This is a genomic window from Streptomyces lunaelactis (assembly GCF_003054555.1).
Taxonomy (GTDB): domain Bacteria; phylum Actinomycetota; class Actinomycetes; order Streptomycetales; family Streptomycetaceae; genus Streptomyces; species Streptomyces lunaelactis.
On sequence record NZ_CP026304.1, the window covers coordinates 5111751 to 5128673 of the forward strand.

The 16923-nt window shown below is 70.5% G+C and carries 17 protein-coding genes; 13 read left to right on the top strand and 4 right to left on the bottom strand.

The features are described 5' to 3' along the window. Positions 1-204: 204 nt before the first annotated feature. The 3 genes from SLUN_RS23610 to SLUN_RS23620 form a co-directional block, all read right to left on the bottom strand. The gene (locus tag SLUN_RS23610; RefSeq protein ID WP_306610710.1) at positions 205-864 is read right to left on the bottom strand and encodes a response regulator transcription factor; all 660 of its coding nucleotides are present in this window, start codon (positions 862-864) and stop codon (positions 205-207) included. 106 nt (positions 865-970) lie between these two features. After that, the gene (locus SLUN_RS23615; protein WP_254710104.1) at positions 971-2302 is read right to left on the bottom strand and encodes a sensor histidine kinase; all 1332 of its coding nucleotides are present in this window, start codon (positions 2300-2302) and stop codon (positions 971-973) included. Positions 2303-2546: 244 nt separating this feature from the next. Continuing rightward, positions 2547-3737, bottom strand: coding sequence for a sensor histidine kinase (locus tag SLUN_RS23620; RefSeq protein ID WP_108151424.1), 1191 nt, complete (start codon positions 3735-3737; stop codon positions 2547-2549). A 233-nt stretch (positions 3738-3970) separates the two neighbouring features. On the opposite strand from SLUN_RS23620, the gene SLUN_RS23625 reads away from it, so the two are divergent. The 12 genes from SLUN_RS23625 to SLUN_RS23680 all read left to right on the top strand — a co-directional run bounded on the left by SLUN_RS23625 (position 3971) and on the right by SLUN_RS23680 (position 15242). Continuing rightward, the gene (locus SLUN_RS23625) at positions 3971-4369 is read left to right on the top strand and encodes an NADH-quinone oxidoreductase subunit A (RefSeq protein WP_108151426.1); all 399 of its coding nucleotides are present in this window, start codon (positions 3971-3973) and stop codon (positions 4367-4369) included. Beyond that, a complete protein-coding gene (locus tag SLUN_RS23630; protein WP_254710103.1) occupies positions 4360-5112 on the top strand; it encodes an NADH-quinone oxidoreductase subunit B in 753 nt (250 codons plus the stop codon). The genes SLUN_RS23625 and SLUN_RS23630 overlap by 10 nt, the downstream gene beginning before the upstream one ends. Beyond that, positions 5109-5912, top strand: a complete 804-nt coding sequence (locus tag SLUN_RS23635; protein WP_371413842.1) for an NADH-quinone oxidoreductase subunit C — start codon at positions 5109-5111, stop codon at positions 5910-5912. Before SLUN_RS23630 ends, SLUN_RS23635 begins: the two co-directional genes overlap by 4 nt. A gap of 321 nt (positions 5913-6233) precedes the next feature. After that, positions 6234-7202, top strand: a complete 969-nt coding sequence (locus SLUN_RS23640) for a complex I subunit 1/NuoH family protein (RefSeq protein WP_108151428.1) — start codon at positions 6234-6236, stop codon at positions 7200-7202. Continuing rightward, positions 7202-7771 (top strand): NuoI/complex I 23 kDa subunit family protein, encoded by a 570-nt coding sequence (locus tag SLUN_RS23645; protein WP_108151430.1) that lies wholly within the window; start codon positions 7202-7204, stop codon positions 7769-7771. Before SLUN_RS23640 ends, SLUN_RS23645 begins: the two co-directional genes overlap by 1 nt. Continuing rightward, positions 7768-8343 (top strand): NADH-quinone oxidoreductase subunit J family protein, encoded by a 576-nt coding sequence (locus SLUN_RS23650; RefSeq protein ID WP_108151432.1) that lies wholly within the window; start codon positions 7768-7770, stop codon positions 8341-8343. Before SLUN_RS23645 ends, SLUN_RS23650 begins: the two co-directional genes overlap by 4 nt. Next, positions 8343-8711, top strand: coding sequence for an NADH-quinone oxidoreductase subunit NuoK (gene nuoK / locus SLUN_RS23655; RefSeq protein ID WP_108151434.1), 369 nt, complete (start codon positions 8343-8345; stop codon positions 8709-8711). Before SLUN_RS23650 ends, nuoK begins: the two co-directional genes overlap by 1 nt. Then, positions 8708-10723 (top strand): NADH-quinone oxidoreductase subunit 5 family protein, encoded by a 2016-nt coding sequence (locus SLUN_RS23660; protein WP_108151436.1) that lies wholly within the window; start codon positions 8708-8710, stop codon positions 10721-10723. Before nuoK ends, SLUN_RS23660 begins: the two co-directional genes overlap by 4 nt. A 27-nt stretch (positions 10724-10750) precedes the next feature. Then, positions 10751-12304 (top strand): NADH-quinone oxidoreductase subunit M, encoded by a 1554-nt coding sequence (locus SLUN_RS23665; protein WP_108154900.1) that lies wholly within the window; start codon positions 10751-10753, stop codon positions 12302-12304. Further along, positions 12301-13842, top strand: a complete 1542-nt coding sequence (locus SLUN_RS23670) for an NADH-quinone oxidoreductase subunit N (RefSeq protein WP_108151438.1) — start codon at positions 12301-12303, stop codon at positions 13840-13842. Before SLUN_RS23665 ends, SLUN_RS23670 begins: the two co-directional genes overlap by 4 nt. Before the next feature lie 147 nt (positions 13843-13989). Next, on the top strand, positions 13990-14853 hold the full coding sequence (htpX, locus tag SLUN_RS23675; RefSeq protein ID WP_108151440.1) for a zinc metalloprotease HtpX: 864 nt from the start codon (positions 13990-13992) through the stop codon (positions 14851-14853). Next, the gene (locus tag SLUN_RS23680) at positions 14850-15242 is read left to right on the top strand and encodes a YccF domain-containing protein (protein WP_108151442.1); all 393 of its coding nucleotides are present in this window, start codon (positions 14850-14852) and stop codon (positions 15240-15242) included. Before htpX ends, SLUN_RS23680 begins: the two co-directional genes overlap by 4 nt. Positions 15243-15319: 77 nt before the next feature. Here SLUN_RS23680 and SLUN_RS23685 read toward each other — a convergent pair whose 3' ends face one another. Continuing rightward, positions 15320-16543: an APC family permease gene (locus SLUN_RS23685; protein WP_108151444.1), complete on the bottom strand. Its 1224-nt coding sequence runs from the start codon at positions 16541-16543 to the stop codon at positions 15320-15322. Positions 16544-16629: 86 nt separating this feature from the next. Here SLUN_RS23685 and SLUN_RS23690 point away from each other — a divergent pair, with 86 nt between their 5' ends. After that, positions 16630-16905 (top strand): GlsB/YeaQ/YmgE family stress response membrane protein, encoded by a 276-nt coding sequence (locus SLUN_RS23690; protein WP_108151446.1) that lies wholly within the window; start codon positions 16630-16632, stop codon positions 16903-16905. The last annotated feature ends 18 nt before the right edge of the window (positions 16906-16923 follow it).

Below are 16923 nucleotides of genomic sequence, written 5' to 3' on the forward strand. Positions count from 1 at the left end.
GGGCCCGGCCGGCCGACCGGCCGTCCCATTAGCCACCCTACGTCGGTAAGGGTGGCCTTCCCTGGACCGCTCGTATGCCGGACGTCCATGTGAGACGTCTTCATGCCCTGGTGTGCCATGTTCCGCTCCGCCCCCCGACTCCCTCTGTAAAGACGCTCCCCATTCAATCTTCGGTTCTTTGACTGCCGCCTGAGTGTCGGTCGATTAAGGCGTCAGATAGGTCAGCACCGCCAGTACACGCCGATGATCCCCGTCACTGGGGGAGAGCCCCAGCTTCAGGAAGATGCTGCTGACATGCTTCTCGACCGCGCCGTCGCTGACAACCAGCTGTTTCGCGATCGCGGAGTTCGTCCGCCCCTCGGCCATGAGGCCGAGGACCTCCCGCTCGCGCGGGGTGAGACCCGCCAGCACGTCCTGTTTACGGCTCCGGCCCAGCAGCTGTGCGACGACCTCGGGGTCCAGCGCGGTGCCGCCCCGGGCAACCCGCACCACGGCGTCCACGAACTCGCGGACCTCGGCGACCCGGTCCTTGAGCAGATAGCCGACGCCGCGGCTGCTGCCGGCGAGCAGCTCGGTGGCGTACTGCTCCTCGACGTACTGCGAGAGGACCAGCACTCCGATCCCCGGATGCTCCTTGCGCAGCCGCACCGCCGCCCGTACGCCCTCGTCCGTGTGCGTGGGCGGCATCCGCACGTCAGCGACCACCACATCCGGCAGCGCGTCCTGCGCGGCCAGCTCTCCCACGGTCTTGATCAGCGCTTCCGCGTCCCCCACGCCGGCGACCACATCGTGCCCGCGGTCGGTCAGCAACCGGGTCAGGCCCTCCCGAAGCAGCACTGAATCCTCGGCGATGACCACTCGCACCCTGTCCTCCACAACCCTGCAGCCCCCATGTCGACGCACGTCCACCCCTACACCGTCCAGCATCCCAGTATTCGGACCGGAGTGCGGGGTGTTCAACGCCTCTGGATCAGGCCCGCCAGGGCAGCTCGGCGATCACCCTCGTCGGGCCGCCGGTCGGCGAATCCACCGCCAGGATGCCGTCCACCGCGCCCAGCCGCTCCGCCAGCCCCGCGAGACCGCTGCCCGCGGAGAGGTCCGCGCCGCCCGTGCCGTCGTCCGTGACCTGCAACATCAGCCGGTCCTGGGAGCGCCAGACGTCCACCGTGGCGCGGCGCGCCTGCGCGTGCTTGCTCACGTTCTGGAGCAGCTCGGACACGGTGAAGTACGCGATGCCCTCGATGGCGGGGGCGGGCCGGGCGGGCAGGTCGACCTCGACCGTCACCGGGACGGTGCAGCGGGAGGCGACGGAGGAGAGCGCGGCGTCCAGTCCGCGGTCGGTCAGTACCGCCGGGTGGATGCCGCGGGCCAGATCGCGCAGCTCCTGCAGAGCCACCTTCACCTCGCCGTGCGCCTCGTCCACCATCCGGGCGGCCGCCTCGGGATCCTCGGTCAGCTTCTCCTTGGCGAGACCCAGGTCCATGGCGAGGGCGACGAGGCGGGCCTGCGCGCCGTCGTGCAGATCGCGCTCGATACGGCGCAGGTCCGCGGCCGCCGTGTCCACGACCACGCCGCGGTCCGACTCGAGCTCGACGACGCGCGTGGCGAGCCGGGAGGGCCCGAGGAGCCCGGCGACCATCATCCGGTCCACCGAGACGAGGCCACGAATCAGCCAGGGGGAGGCGAAGACCAGCACCAGGCCGACCGCGGCGGTGGCGCCGATCTCGAACGGCGTGTCGACGTACAGCTGCGTCCCGTCGGCGTCGCCGTAGAGCGAGATGCCCGGCTGGTCGAGGAAGCGGGGGAACGTCCACCGCCACAGGGGGTAGAGCAGCAGGCCCCAGCCGGTGACCCAGAAGGTCACCGAGACCACGAACGCGAAGATCGCCCACGGGAAGTGCAGCACCGCGTAGAGCAGATGCCGCCAGGACGCCCCGCTCTTGAGGACCGCGCCGACCCAGGACATCAGCCCGCTCTTCTTGCCGCGCACCGGAGCCGGGCCGGCGACGTCGAGGTGCAGCAGCCCCCGGGCCCGTGCGCGCTCCACGGCGCCGAGACCGAGGCAGCCGGCCAGACCGGCGGCCAGCACCGGGATGCCGAGGAAGGTGACGAGCAGGCCCGCGCCGAGCGAGACGGCCGTGATGGCGAAGGAGAAGAACACGATGCTCATCGGGAGGCTCAGCAGCAGATAGCCGAACTCGCGCCAGGTGCGGCCTTCGAGCGGTGCGCGCAGAGCCGGGGGGAGGAAGTGGTCCCGGGGCTCCGGTCGCGCCGGCCGATCCGATCGGTAGTCCGTGGCCATCGAAGTCGTCCGTTCTGCGAAGCGGGCTGTCATGACTCAAGACTGCTGGGGCCGCGGGGTGCGCACCATGAGGGCGGTTACCGTCTTGGGCGGGGGGTTTTCCCCACCATGGGCGTGGTGTGGTGGGCGTGCGGGGTGCGGGGTTCCGGTGCGGGCCGGGTGTGATGCGGTGCGGTGTGGGCTGGGCGCGGTGCGCGCGCCTGCAGGCCCGGCGGACGGGCCGGGCCGGGCGGTGCGCGTGCGGTCAGGGCCGGCGCGGGGCACGCTCACGCCACGGCAGCTCCGCCGTGACCACCGTGGGCCCGCCGACCGGCGAGTCCAGGACGAAGAGCCCGTCCACTGCGCCCAGCCGCTCGGCCAGACCCGCCATCCCCGTACCGCCGTCGAGCGAGGCACCGCCGCGGCCGTCGTCCTGGACCTGGACCAGCAGCCGGTCGTCCGCCCGCCAGACATCCACCGAGACGCTCTTCGCCTGCGCGTGCTTGCTGACGTTCTGGAGCAGCTCGGACACGGTGAAGTACGCGATGCCCTCGATCGCCTCGGCCGGCCGCTCCAAGAGGTCGACTGTCACCTTCACCGGGGCCGTGCAGCGTGCGGCGACCGAGGAGAGCGCGGCGTCGAGTCCGCGGTCGGTCAGTACGGCGGGGTGGATGCCACGGGCCAGATCGCGCAGCTCCTGAAGCGCGAGCTTCACCTCGCCGTGCGCCTCGTCGACCATCGCCGCGGCCGCGGTCGTGTCCAGTGCGTCCCCGCTGAGCTTCTCCTTGGCGAGGCCGAGCCCCATGGCGAGGGCGACCAGGCGGGCCTGTGCGCCGTCGTGCAGATCGCGCTCGATTCGCCGCAGATCCGCGGCCGCCGTGTCGACGACCACGCCCCGGTCCGACTCCAACTCGGCGATGCGCCGCTCCAGTTCGTCGGACGGGGAAAGCAGCCCGCGCACCATCGCACGGTCGGCGTTGGTCAGCCCGCGCGCGATGAAGGGCAGTACGGGCCAGAGCACGAACAGGCTCACCAGCGTGACGCTGAAGGTCAGTACGCCCCAGGGCAGCCGGATGAACTCGTACAGCACCGTCCGCCACGCCACCGGGTCCTTCAGACTCGTCCACAGCCGGGGGAAGAGTCCCTCCCGGCGCCGGCCGGTGTGCAGCGGGCTCGGCTCCTCGATCCGTACGCCGAGCAGCGCACGGGCCCGGGCGCGCTCCGCCTTGCCGAGCAGGCGCGCGCCCGCGAGCCCGAGGGCGAGAAGCGGCAGTCCGATCACCGTCACCGACAGTGTCACGCCGGTGAGAATCGTGATCGCCACGTAGACAAAACCGATCAGGGCGATCGGCAGATTGGCGAGGAGATGCGAGATCTCCTTCCAGGTGTGGCCTTCGAAGGCGAAGCGCGCGGGTGGCGGCCGGTCGTTGTCGTGGAGGGTGATGCTCGCGGTCATGCGCCCCAGCCTGCCGGGCCGGGTCGGCGCACGCCATGGGGTACAGGGGTGGGGATGACGTAGGGATAACCCCACCTGACGCGAGACTGATGCGCCGCTGATGCGCGCCTGATGTGTGATCGAAGCGCGACGCGACTGCTTACGGGGCCTTTAGCAGGGCCTAGACTCCCGTCGTACAGATCGTCGAACAGATCGCCAACGAGGTCTACGAGGTCAGGGAGCGAGGGGCGGACGTGCCGGAACCGACCGTGGCCGTGCTCGCGGCGGACTATTTCGAGAGCTATTCGGTCGTCGGACTGATGGCGCTGATCGGCGTGTTGTTCGTCGCCGTGGCCTTCGGGGCGGGCCGTCTGCTGCGTCCGGTGGTTCCTACGCCGGAGAAGCTGCTGACGTACGAGTGCGGAGTGGACCCGGTGGGCGAGGGCTGGGCACACACCCAGGTCCGCTACTACGTCTACGCTTTTCTGTACGTAATCTTCGCCGTCGACTCGATCTTCCTCTTCCCGTGGGCAACGATCTTCGCCGCGGCCGGATACGGAGCGACGACGCTCGTGGAGATGTTCATCTTCCTCGGCTTCCTGGCCGTGGGACTGCTCTACGCATACAAGAAGGGCGTCCTGACATGGACGTGACCCAGTCAGGGGCGGAGCACGGGGGCCGGTCGGGGGCTGCGCCGGGCGCTCCTCGGCAGGGGGCCGAGCCCGAGCTGCTCCCGGAGCCGCAGCGGCTGGGCGTCCTGTCGCGCCTGGCCCCGGAACCGATGAAGGTGGTCCTCAACTGGGGTCGCCGCTACAGCCTCTGGGTCTTCAACTTCGGGCTCGCCTGCTGCGCGATCGAGTTCATCGCGGCCTCGATGGCACGCCATGACTTCATCCGGCTCGGTGTGATCCCCTTCGCGCCCGGCCCGCGCCAGGCGGACCTGATGGTCGTCTCGGGCACGGTGACGGACAAGATGGCTCCGGCGGTGAAGCGCCTGTACGAGCAGATGCCCGAGCCCAAGTACGTCATCTCCTTCGGCGCCTGCTCCAACTGCGGTGGCCCGTACTGGGATTCGTACTCCGTGACCAAGGGTGTCGACCAGATCATTCCGGTCGACGTGTATGTGCCCGGCTGCCCGCCCCGGCCGGAGGCGTTGCTGCAGGGCATTCTGAAACTGCAGGAGAAGATCGCGCGGGAGTCGCTCGGCGAGCGTTACGCGACGAGCCGCGCCCGGCCCTCCACGGCCGCCCTGCGGAGCGGCCTGGTGACGCCGCCGGTGGCGGCCACGCCGGCCACGCCGGCCACGCCGGCCACTCCCGCTCCGTCTCCGTCTCCGTCTCCGTCTCCGTCTCCGTCTCCGTCTCCGTCTCCGTCTCCGGGGGAGGGCGACTCGTGAACCCCTACGACCGGCTCCCGGACGCCGCCGCCGAGATCTTCGGCGAGGAGGCCACCGCCGAGCGGCAGTACGACCTGCTCACCGTCGACGTCCCGGTCGGCTCCTGGATCGCCGCCCTCGAGATCGCCCGCGACAAGCTGGGCTGCACCTACTTCGACTGGCTGAGCGCGGTCGACGAGCCCGGCACCGGCTTCCGCGTCTGCGCCCATGTGGTGTCGCTGGAGGGCCGGAAGGTGCGCCGCCTGCTGGTGCGCACCACGGTCTCGCACGAGGCTCCCGAACTTCCGTCCGCCGTCGCGATCTACGCGGGCGCGGGCTGGCACGAGCGTGAGACGCACGAGATGTTCGGTGTCGACTTCACCGATCACCCGCACCTGGTCCCGCTGCTCCTGCCGGAGGGCTTCGAGGGTTACCCGCTGCGCAAGGACTTCATCCTGGCGGCCCGGGTCGTGAAGGCCTGGCCGGGCGCGAAGGAGCCGGGGGAGTCCGAGCACGGCGGGCCGAAGCGCCGCCAGATGCTCCCGCCCGGCGTCCCGGACCCGAACGAATGGGGCCCCCTGAAGGGCCAGCTCCCCGGCCCCACCCGCCCGGCGCGGGCAGCCCGCACGGCGGGTGCGGCCGGCGCCTGGCGAGCGGCCGGCGCGCCGTACCCGCAGCGCGTCGGAGGGCTCGGCGTCGCAGGCCCAGGCCGAGGTGCCGGCGTCGGCGGAGCCGTCCGAGGCACCTGCCGTCCAGCCGCGCCGTGCACGCGGCGCCTCCGAAGGCCCCGCCTCCCAGCAGGCCCCAGGCCGGACCGGTAGCCCGGACGCCCCCTGGCATCACGCACGCCCGGCCTTCGACGAGGCGGCCGCGAGCGAGGCCCCCGCAGCCGAGCCGGCCGCAGCCGAGCCGGCCGCAGCCGAGCCGGCCGCAGCCGAGCCGGCCGAACCCGAGTCGGCCGAACCCGAGGCGCGCCCGGCCCCCGAGGCCGGGGCGCCCGAGGTGCCGCCGACCGCAGAGCCGGTTCCGGCTGCCCCGATCGCAGAGCCCGCCCCGGCCGAGGAGGCCACCCCCGACGAACCCGCCCGGTCCGAGGCCGACGAACCCGTACCCGACTCGGACGAACGCCCCGGAGGACCCGCGTGAACGACGCTCTCGACGTCGCCTTCCGGCTGGTCGTCGTCCTTGCCGTATTCCTTGTTCTTCCTCTTGTCATCGGACAGACCGAGCACAAGGTGATGGCCCATATGCAGGGCCGCCTCGGCCCCATGTACGCGGGCGGCTTCCACGGCTGGGCCCAGCTCGTCGCGGACGGCGTGAAGTTCGCGCAGAAGGAGGACGTGGTCCCGGCGGGCGCCGACCGCCGCATCTTCCAGCTCGCCCCCGCCGTCGCCCTCCTCCCCTACCTCCTCGTACTGGTCGCGATCCCGATCGGCCCGAGCGAGAGCGCGGTCGGGCAGGTCGTCGACGCGGGCATCTTCTTCGTGCTCGCCGTGATGGGCGTCGGGGTGCTCGGCTCGCTCATGGCAGGCTGGGCATCGGCCAATAAGTTCTCCCTCCTCGGCGGTCTCCGCACCGCAGCGCAGCTGCTGGCATACGAGCTGCCGATGCTGCTGACCGCCGCCTCCGTAGCCATGGCGGCCGGCACGGTCTCGCTGCCCGGCATCCTGAACGCCTTCGAGTGGTGGTGGCTGCCCTGGCAGATCGTGGGCGCCCTGGTCTTCTTCGTCGCGGGCCTCGCCGAACTCCAGCGCCCGCCCTTCGACATGCCGGTCGCCGACTCCGAGATCATCTTCGGCGCGTACACCGAGTACACGGGTCTGCGTTTCGCTCTGTTCCTGCTCGCCGAGTACGCGGGCATCGTCGTCCTGTGCGGTCTGACCACCGTCCTCTTCCTGGGCGGCTGGCACGGCCCGTTCGGGGCCGACGGCCTCGGCTGGGTCTGGACCCTGCTCAAGACGGCCCTGCTCGCCTTCGTCGTCATCTGGCTGCGTGTGAGCTATCCGCGGATGCGTGAGGACCAGCTGCAGAAGCTCGCCTGGACCACGCTCGTCCCGCTCGCCCTCGCCCAGATCGCCCTCACCGGCGTCGTGAAGGTGGTGATCCAGTAATGCCTCCGATCCCCGGATCCGGCCTCGCCAAGGGCCTCGCCGTCACCCTGCGGACGATGACGAAGAAGACCGTCACCGCGCAGTACCCGGAGACCCAGCCCGAACTCCCGCCCCGTAGCCGCGGCGTGATCGGCCTGTTCGAGGAGAACTGCACGGTCTGCATGCTCTGCGCCCGTGAGTGTCCCGACTGGTGCATCTACATCGACTCCCACAAGGAGACGGTGCCGGCCCCGGCCCCCGGCGGCCGCGAGCGCAGCCGCAACGTCCTCGACCGCTTCGCCATCGACTTCGCGCTCTGTATGTACTGCGGCATCTGCATCGAGGTCTGTCCTTTCGACGCGCTGTTCTGGTCCCCGGAGTTCGAGTACGCGGAGACGGACATCCGCGAACTCACCCATGAACGCGACAAGCTCCGCGAGTGGATGTGGACGGTGCCCGCGCCGCCCGCACTCGACCCGGGCGCCGAGGAGCCGAAGGAGATCGGCGCGGCCCGCAAGTCGGCCGAGAAGCTGGCCGCGGCGCAGGCCGACGACGCCACCGCGCCCCCGGCCGAGGGAGGTCCACAATGATCGCCGCCGCCGAAACGCAGGGCTTCCTCTCACCGACCGGCGTCGAGATCGCGTTCCTCCTCGTCGGCCTCGCCACCCTCGGCGCGGCCGTCATCACCGTCACGACCAAGCAGCTGGTGCACGCCGCCCTCTGGCTGGTCGTGGCGCTCGGCGGCCTCGCCGTCGAATACCTTCTGCTGACGGCCGAGTTCATCGCCTGGGTGCAGGTCCTGATCTACGTCGGTTCCGTCGTCGTCCTCCTTCTCTTCGGGCTGATGCTCACCAAGGCCCCCATCGGCCGCTCCCCGGACGCCGACTCCGGAAACCGCTGGGTCGCCCTCTCGGTGGCCGTCGCCGCCGCAGGCTCCCTGGTCTGGGTGGTCGTGGACGCGTTCCGTACGACCTGGATCGACCTGGACGGACCGGCCCAGGGCTCCACCCAGGTGTCCGGCGAGATCCTCTTCCGGCACTGGGTGCTGCCTTTCGAGGCGCTCTCCGTACTGCTGCTCGCCGCCCTCGTCGGGGCGATCGTCCTGTCCCGCAAGGACGCCCACGACGCCGAGGCCGCCATGGACCCCGAGGGGAAGAGCTGATGCACCTCGCCTATCCCGCCGTGCTCGCCGTCCTTCTCTTCGGCATCGGGCTGTACGGCGTGCTCGCACGCCGCAACGCGATCCTGGTCCTGATGTCCGTCGAGCTGATGCTCAACGCCGTCAACCTCAACCTCGTCGCCTTCGACGTCTGGCTGCGCGACACCCTGCACACCGGCCAGGCACTCACTCTGTTCGTCATCGCCATCGCCGCCGCGGAGATCGGCGTCGGCCTGGCGATCGTCCTGATGGTCTACCGCAACCGCGGAACCTCGGACGTCGACAGACTCCGCGACACCGCCGAGGGTCCCGACGTCACCCCTGACGCTGACGCGACCGCCCCGGCGCAGAAGGCTGAGGCCACCGCGTGACCACCACGACCCTCGCCGTCCTCGTCCCTCTCCTTCCGTTCCTGGGCGCCGTGGCCGGACTTCTGCTCGGCCGCACCGCCCCCGGTTTCGTACGGCCGCTGGCCGTCCTGCCGACCATCGCCGCGCTCGTCCTCGCCGTCCTCGTCGCCGTCCGCCAGGGCGGGGGGAAGGCGATCGAGGCCTCGACCCAGCTCACCCCCACCGGGTCCGTCCCCATCGACCTCGCCCTGTACCTCGACGGCTTCGCGGTCCTCGTCGCCGTCCTGGTCGGGTTCGTCGCGTCCTGCGTGCAGATCTACTCGACGGGATATCTGCGCGACGACCCGCGCTACCCCTCGTACGCGGCTCTCGTCTCCCTCTTCACCTCCGCGATGCTGCTCGTCGTCTACTCCGGCGACCTGATGGTGCTCCTGGTCGGCTGGGAGATCATGGGCATCTGCTCGTACTTCCTCGTCGGCCACTACTGGGAGACGCCCGAGGCGCGCGCCGCCTCCCTCAAGGCCTTCCTGGTCACCAAGCTCGGCGATGTCCCCTTTCTGTTCGGTCTGTTCGCGCTCGCCGTCGACGCCGGCACGTTCCGGATCACCGGGATCCTCGGCTCCGTCGCGGCCGGCGGTATCGAGCACCCCACTCTCATCGCGCTGCTGCTCCTCGCGGGTGTGGCGGGCAAGTCGGCGCAGTTCCCGCTGCACACCTGGCTGCCCGACGCGATGGCGGGCCCCACTCCCGTCTCCGCGCTGATCCACGCCGCGACAATGGTCGCGGCCGGTATCTACTTCGTGGCCCGGCTCCTTCCCGTCTTCGCCGCCTCCGCGACAGCGCTCACCGTCCTCGCCGTGATGGCCGCCGTCACCATGGTCGGCTCGGCGCTCGCCGCCCTCGCCCAGGACGACATCAAGCGCGTCCTCGCCTACTCGACCATCGGCCAGCTCGGCTATATGTCGGGCGCCCTGGCCGTCGGTGACCGCGGCGCCGCCGTCTTCCACCTCATGTCGCACGGAGCGTTCAAGGCGCTGCTCTTCCTCGGCGCCGGCGTGATCATCCATGCCGCCGGCACCAACTCGCTCGCCGCCATGTCCCGGATGAGCGGCCTCGCGAAGCGCATCCCCGACGCCTACTGGACGATGACCATCGCGCTGATCGCGCTCGCCGCGATCCCTCCCTTCGCCGGCTTCTTCTCCAAGGAAGCCGTCCTTGTGGCCGCCGAGCACGCCGCGCTCGGCGAGAGCGACATCGCACCGAGTGCCGCGGGCTGGGCCGTGCTGGTCGCCGGTCTGCTGACCGCCCTCCTCACCGCCGCCTACGCGACCCGCCTCTGGCTGCTCACCTTCCGCGGCCGCGGAGTGGAAGTCCCCGACCACGGCCGGCAGCCCATCGCCATGAACGCCGTGCTCTGGGCCCTCGCCATCCCCTCACTCGCCTTCGGCCTGACCGTCACCTACCTCGACGACTGGTTCGACGGCCACAGCCTCACCCCGACCGTCACCACCGCCGTCCTCGGCACAGGTGTCGCGCTCGTCGGCGGACTGATCACCTACGGCACGTGGCGCGCCATGCGGTTCCGGGAGGGCGCCGCCCTCGCGGCCCGCGCCCCCATCGGCGCCGTCGTGGCCCGCCCGAACGCCGCCCCGGCGGTCTCCGAGGCCGAGGCCATCGCGACCCACACTCCCGTCTACGGCGATATCGCGGCAGTCCCCGACCCGGGCGACCCCGGCCGCCTGCTGCTCGGCCCGCTCTACCGCCACGCGGCAGTCGGCTTCCACGTCGACGCCGTCTACACCGCCCTGTTCGTACGGCCCGTCCGGGCCGCCGCCGAGCTGGTCCGCTTCCTCGACCGCGAGGTCGTCGAGACGTACGTACGCGGCTCGGGCACCGGGGCACGCTGGCTCGGCTCGGCCGTCCGTCGTGCCCAGACCGGCAATGTGCAGACCTACCTCAGCGCACTCTTCGCCGGTTCCGCCGTCCTGGCGATCGCGGTCGTCGTCCTTGCCAACGTCAACGCGGGATCGTGAGCCGTGATCGATATCAGCGAGTCCGTGATGCAGTTGCTTCTCGCGTTCATCGTCGTCGGCCCGCTCGTCGGCGCCGCGGCCGCGCTCCTGCCCGCCCCGCCCGGGCTGCGGGGCAAAAGCCCCGACCAGGCGGTCCTGCGCCACGGCGTGACCGTCACCGGCGCGGTCCTCGTTGCCGCGATCGTTCTCGCCCTCGGCTTCGACCACGACCAACCGTCGAAGATGCAGGCCACGACGGACATCAGCTGGATCGCCGCACTCGATGTGCGCATCCACCTCGGCATTGACGGCATTTCTCTCCCCCTTGTCGTCCTGACCGCGCTGCTGACCTTCCTCTGCGCGCTGTACAGCTACTTCAAGATGCCTTCGGGCCCGTCCCCGAAGGCCTTCGTCGCGCTTCTGCTCGTCCTCGAATCCGGGACTCTCGCGACCTTCGCCGTCCTCGATCTGCTGCTCTTCTTCCTGGCCTTCGAGATGGTGCTCATCCCGATGTACTTCCTCATCGCCCGCTGGGGCGGCGAGGAGCGGCAGGCCTCGGCCTGGAAGTTCATCCTCTACACGCTGCTCGGCTCCGTCGTCATGCTGCTCGGCCTGCTGCTGATCGGGCTGAAGACCGGCACATTCGACATGGTGGCACTCGCCACTGACAACGGCCGTGGGCTGACCTCATCCGTGCAGGTCATCGCCGTTCTGGCGATCGGCATCGGCCTCGCCGTGAAGACCCCGATGTGGCCGCTGCACAGCTGGCTCCCCGACGCCCACACCGCGGCCCCGACCGTCGGCTCCGTCCTCCTCGCGGGCGTCCTGCTGAAGATGGGTACGTACGGGTTCGTCCGCATCGTGCTCCCCATCGCTCCCGACGGCATGCACACCTTCGCGCCGTATCTCGGCGCCTTCGCCGTCGCCGGAATCATCTACGGATCCCTCGCCTGCCTCGCTCTGGCCAAGCAGGGCGCGGGCGGCGACCTCAAGCGCCTGATCGCGTACTCCTCCGTCGGCCACATGGGCTTCGTGCTCCTCGGCATCGCCACCTTGACCCCCACCGGTGTCAACGGCGCGCTCTTCGCCAACATCGCCCACGGCCTCATCACCGGCCTGCTCTTCTTCCTGGTCGGAGCGCTCAAGGACCGCTACGGCACGGCCGACCTCGACACCCTCGCCGGAGCCACCGGCGCGGCGCTGTACGGCCGCGCACCCCGGCTCGGCGGCTTCCTCGCCTTCGCCGCCGTCGCCTCCCTCGGCCTGCCGGGCCTCGCCGGCTTCTGGGGCGAGATGCTCGCCCTGTTCGGTGCCTTCGACCCCGCCGAGGGCCTGAGCCGCCCCGCCTTCCTCACCTTCATGGTGATCGCGGGCTTCGGCACCCTGCTCACCGCCGCGTACCTCCTCGTCGTCGTACGCCGCGTCTGCATGGGCGCCAGGCCCGCCGAGGAGACCCCGGAGCTCGCCGACATCCAGACGTACGAGTTCGCCGCCTGGACCCCGCTCGTCGCCCTCACCGTCCTCGCCGGACTGTGGCCCGCGGTCCTCCTCGGCCTCACCGACCCGGCCGTGCAGAAGCTCCTCGCAGGAGGCAAGTCGTGACCGTGGCAGCAGACAGCGTCACCAGCCTCGTCCAGTCCGTCGACTGGCTCACGATCGCGCCGCCCACCATCACCGCCGTGGTCGCCCTGCTCATCCTGGTCGCCGACCTCTTCGTACCGGAGAAGCACAAGCGGCTGCTGGGCGCCGGCGCGATCGCCGGCCTCGTCGCCGCGCTCATCACCCTCCTGCCGCTGCGCAACGGCAACCGCGCCACGTTCTGCCTCACGACCGACCCGAGTGCCTGCAGTTACACCGCAGATCACTTCGCGCTGGTCATCCAGCTCCTGGTGCTCGGCGGCGCGCTGCTCACCGCGCTGCTCTCGCTCACGGACACCCAGAAGAAGCTCCCCGCAGGGGAGTTCTGGTTCCTGCTGCTGTCCTCCGCGGCCGGCGCCGCCCTGCTGCCCGCCTCGCGCGACCTCGCCACCCTCGTCGTCGCCCTCGAAGTGGCCTCGTTGCCCGCCTTCGCGCTCGTCGGCCTCCGGCGCGGCGACCGGCTCTCCAGCGAAGCGGCCCTGAAGTTCTTCCTCTCCTCGGTCACCGCGACCGCCGTGATGCTCCTCGGCGTCAGCTTCGTGTACGCCGCGACGGGCACCCTCCACCTCACGCAGATCGCCGCCGAGGTCGACAACGTCCCCGGCCAGCTGGACACCCTCGCCAAGACCGGCGTCGTCCTGACCCTCGTCGGCTTCGCCTTCAAGACGGCCGCGGTGCCCTTCCACTTCTGGGTCCCCGACACCTATGTGGGTGCCCCTCTCCCCATCGCCGCGTACCTCTCCGTCGTCGGAAAGGCAGTCGGGTTCTCCGGCCTCATCCTGGTGACCGTCATCGCGTTCCCGGGGTACGCGGACGTATGGGGTCCGGCCATCGCCGTCCTCGCCGCTCTCACCATGACCGCGGGCAATGTCGCGGCCCTGCGCCAGTCGGCCACGCGCGCGTGGAGCGCGGTACGCCTGCTGGCCTGGTCCTCCGTGGGGCAGGCCGGCTACCTCCTGGTACCGATCGCGGCCGCCGCGTACACCAGTGACGACCAGATCGGCGCGACCGTCGCGTACGCCCTGATGTACGCCGTCGTGAACCTCGGAGCCTTCGCGGTCGCCGCGCTCGTCGCCCGTACGAAGCCGCTCAACCGCATCTCCGACTACCGCGGCCTCTACGCCACCCGCCCGCTCGCCGCCCTGGCTATGGGCTTCTTCCTGCTCTGCCTGGCCGGTCTGCCGCCGGGCATCATCGGCCTCTTCGCCAAGGTGACCGTCTTCTCCTCGGCCGTCGACGCGGGTCTCGGCTGGCTGGCCGTCGTCATGGCCATCAATGTCGTGATCGCCCTCTACTACTACCTGCAGTGGACGGCGATCCTCTTCCGCGCCCCGGAGCCCTCCACGGCGCCCGCCGAAGCGGGTGCCGAGGAGGCCGAGCCGGTCAGGAAGGGCGCCCCGACTCCGGTCGCCGTGGCCATCGTCCTGACGGCCGTCGTCGGTGTCGTCCTCTCCGGCTATCCCCAGCTGGTTCTTCGCTTCGCGGCGAGCAGTCTGTTCTGAGCGCCACCCGAACGGCCCAGCCCAGGGCCGAGCGCACAAGGGAACTAGCGTCCTTCGCCTGGCGTTGACCAGTACAGAAGGGTCCACTGGAGAGTGGAGCACAACCACGCAAAGGGTTCCCCTGCCGCACCATTTGGAGGGCGTTCCGTGCACCGCCGGCACAATGGGCTGAAGACCGCCGTACTCCTCGGGGGACTGTCCGCACTCATCCTCGTCATCGGCAGCTTCTTCGGCCGTACGGGCCTGTTCATCGCGCTCTTCGTGGCGCTCGGCACCAACGCGTACGCCTATTGGAACAGCGACAAGCTGGCGCTGCGGGCCATGCGCTCCCGCCCCGTCAGTGAATTCGAGGCGCCGGAGCTCTACCGCATCGTCCGTGAGCTCTCCACCGCCGCCCGCCAGCCCATGCCCCGGCTCTACATCTCACCGACCCAGGCCCCCAATGCCTTCGCCACCGGCCGCAACCCCCGCAACGCCGCGGTCTGCTGCACTGAGGGGATCCTGCGGATCCTCGACGAGCGGGAGCTGCGCGGGGTCATCGGCCACGAGTTGAGCCATGTCTACAACCGCGACATCCTGATCTCCTCGGTCGCCGGCGCGCTCGCCTCCGTGGTGATGTTCCTGGTGAACTTCGCCTGGCTGATCCCCATCGGCCGCTCCGACGACGACGAGGGCCCCGGCCTCATCGGCATGCTGCTGGTGATGATCCTGGGCCCGCTGGCCGCGTCCGTGATCCAGCTCGCCGTCAGCCGTTCGCGGGAGTACGAGGCCGACGCCTCGGGCGCCCAGCTCACGGGCGACCCGCTCGCCCTCGCAAGCGCCCTGCGCAAACTCGAAGCCGGTACGAAGCAGTTGCCGCTGCCTCCCGAGCCGCGCCTCGAGACGGCAAGTCATATGATGATCGCGAACCCTTTCCGCCCTGGACGCGGTCTTTCGAAGATGTTCTCCACGCATCCGCCGATGGCGGAACGCATTGCCCGACTCGAGCAGATGGCAGGTCATCGCCCGTGAAGACAATCCTGAACGTCATATGGCTGGTCCTGAGCGGATTCTGGTTGTTCCTCGCGTATCTGCTCGCGGGCCTCATCCTCTGCATCACCATCATCGGCATCCCGTTCGGGCTGGCGGCGTTCCGTATCGGCATCTACGCCCTGTGGCCGTTCGGCTATACGACCGTCGACCGGCACGACGCCGGTGCGCCCTCCTTCGTGGGCAACGTCCTGTGGCTCGTCCTCGCGGGCTGGTGGCTCGCGCTCGGGCACATCGTCACGGGCATCGCGCTCTGCTTCACGATCATCGGCATCCCGTTCGGCATCGCCAATTTCAAGCTCATCCCGGTCTCCCTGATGCCTCTCGGCAAGGAGATCGTCCCGACGGACCGGCCGTTCGCTTCCCGGTAGGTCGCTTCCCGGCAGGCGGTCTCCCGGCAGGTGGTCTCCCGGCAGGTCGTCCGGTCGGTCGTGTCCTAGGCCAAGGCCTAGCCGCGACGCAGCCGCACCCCGTACAGCACCGCACCTACCGTCAGCACCGCCGCGCCCGCGACCACGGACGACAGCGGTAGCGCGAAAGCCAGCACCAGGCAACCCACAAGGCCAGTACTCGCCAACACCCGATTCCGGGAACCGAGCGTCCAGGCCGAGGCGTTGGCGATTGTGTAGTACACCAGCACTCCGAACGACGAGAAGCCGATCGCCCCGCGCACATCGGCTGTCGCCGCCACCACGGCCACGACCGCCCCCACCGCCAGCTCCGCGCGGTGCGGCACCTGAAAGCGGGGGTGCACGGCCGCCAGCGCGGTCGGCAGATGGCCGTCCCGGGCCATGGCCAGCGTCGTACGGGAGACGCCGAGAATCAGCGCGAGCAGAGAACCGAGCGCCGCCACAGCGGCCCCCACCCGCACCACGGGCGCCAGCCACTGCGCGTCCGCCGCCCGTACGGCATCGGCGAGAGGAGCCGTCGCCCGGCCCAACTCCCCGGCTCCCAGCACAGAGAGGACGGAGACCGCGACACACACATAGACCACCAGCGCGATGCCCAGCGCCAGTGGGATGGCGCGCGGGATCGTACGGGCCGGATCGCGCACCTCCTCGCCCAGCGTGGCGATCCGGGCGTACCCGGCGAACGCGAAGAACAGCAGGCCCGCCGCCTGGAGCACCCCGCCGACCGACGTGTCGGCGCCCACATCGAGCCGCCCGAAACCGGCCGATCCCGACCCGAGAGAGGAGACGACCACCGCGGCGAGAACCGCCAGGACCACCGCCACGATCGCCCGCGTCAGCCACGCCGACTTCTGAACGCCCCCATAGTTCACGGCAGTCAGCGCCACCACCGATGCGACCGCCACCGCATGCTCCTGCCCGGGCCACGCGTACGCCCCGACCGTCAGCGCCATCGCCGCGCACGACGCCGTCTTCCCCACGACGAACGCCCAGCCCGCCAGATACCCCCAGAACGCGCCGAGCCGCTCCCGCCCGTACACATAGGTCCCGCCGGACGCCGGATACAGCGCGGCGAGCCGTGCTGAGGACATGGCGTTGCAGTACGCGACCACCGCGGCCAGCGCCAGTCCCAGCAGGAGCCCCGACCCGGCGGCCCGGGCCGCCGGGGCCAGTGCCACGAAGATGCCCGCCCCCACCATCGAGCCGAGTCCGATGACGACCGCGTCGAAAACCCCCAGCGACCGCCGCAGCTCCTGTGTCATATGCCGCACGTTACCGATCTCCGCAACCGGGCACTGTCCCCCCGTCGTCCTCCACGACAACACCGTACGAAAGGCAGGTTCACGGCATGGGCATCATCAGCTGGATCATCCTCGGGCTGCTCGCCGGGGCCATCGCCAAGATCCTGCTCCCGGGCCGTGACCCGGGCGGCGTGATCGGCACCACGCTCATAGGCATCGCCGGTGCCTTCATCGGCGGCTGGATATCGGCCCGCTTCCTGGACCGGCCGATCACCAACGAGTTCTACGACGGGCCCACTTGGGCATCGGCGATCGGTGGCGCGCTCGTCCTGCTGAGCGCCTACCGGCTCCTGTTCGGCCACTCCCGCTCCCGCTCGCGCTAGCGAACAGGTCTCGGACCG

Bases quoted from the DNA above. Each gene is read 5' to 3' on its own strand.
- SLUN_RS23615 (WP_254710104.1), bottom strand. From the start codon at position 2,302: ATGGCCACGGACTACCGATCGGATCGGCCGGCGCGACCGGAGCCCCGG.
- SLUN_RS23620 (WP_108151424.1), bottom strand. From the start codon at position 3,737: ATGACCGCGAGCATCACCCTCCACGACAACGACCGGCCGCCACCCGCG.
- SLUN_RS23630 (WP_254710103.1), top strand. From the start codon at position 4,360: ATGGACGTGACCCAGTCAGGGGCGGAGCACGGGGGCCGGTCGGGGGCT.
- SLUN_RS23645 (WP_108151430.1), top strand. From the start codon at position 7,202: ATGCCTCCGATCCCCGGATCCGGCCTCGCCAAGGGCCTCGCCGTCACC.
- SLUN_RS23650 (WP_108151432.1), top strand. From the start codon at position 7,768: ATGATCGCCGCCGCCGAAACGCAGGGCTTCCTCTCACCGACCGGCGTC.
- nuoK (WP_108151434.1), top strand. From the start codon at position 8,343: ATGCACCTCGCCTATCCCGCCGTGCTCGCCGTCCTTCTCTTCGGCATC.
- SLUN_RS23665 (WP_108154900.1), top strand. From the start codon at position 10,751: ATGCAGTTGCTTCTCGCGTTCATCGTCGTCGGCCCGCTCGTCGGCGCC.
- SLUN_RS23685 (WP_108151444.1), bottom strand. From the start codon at position 16,543: ATGACACAGGAGCTGCGGCGGTCGCTGGGGGTTTTCGACGCGGTCGTC.
- SLUN_RS23690 (WP_108151446.1), top strand. From the start codon at position 16,630: ATGGGCATCATCAGCTGGATCATCCTCGGGCTGCTCGCCGGGGCCATC.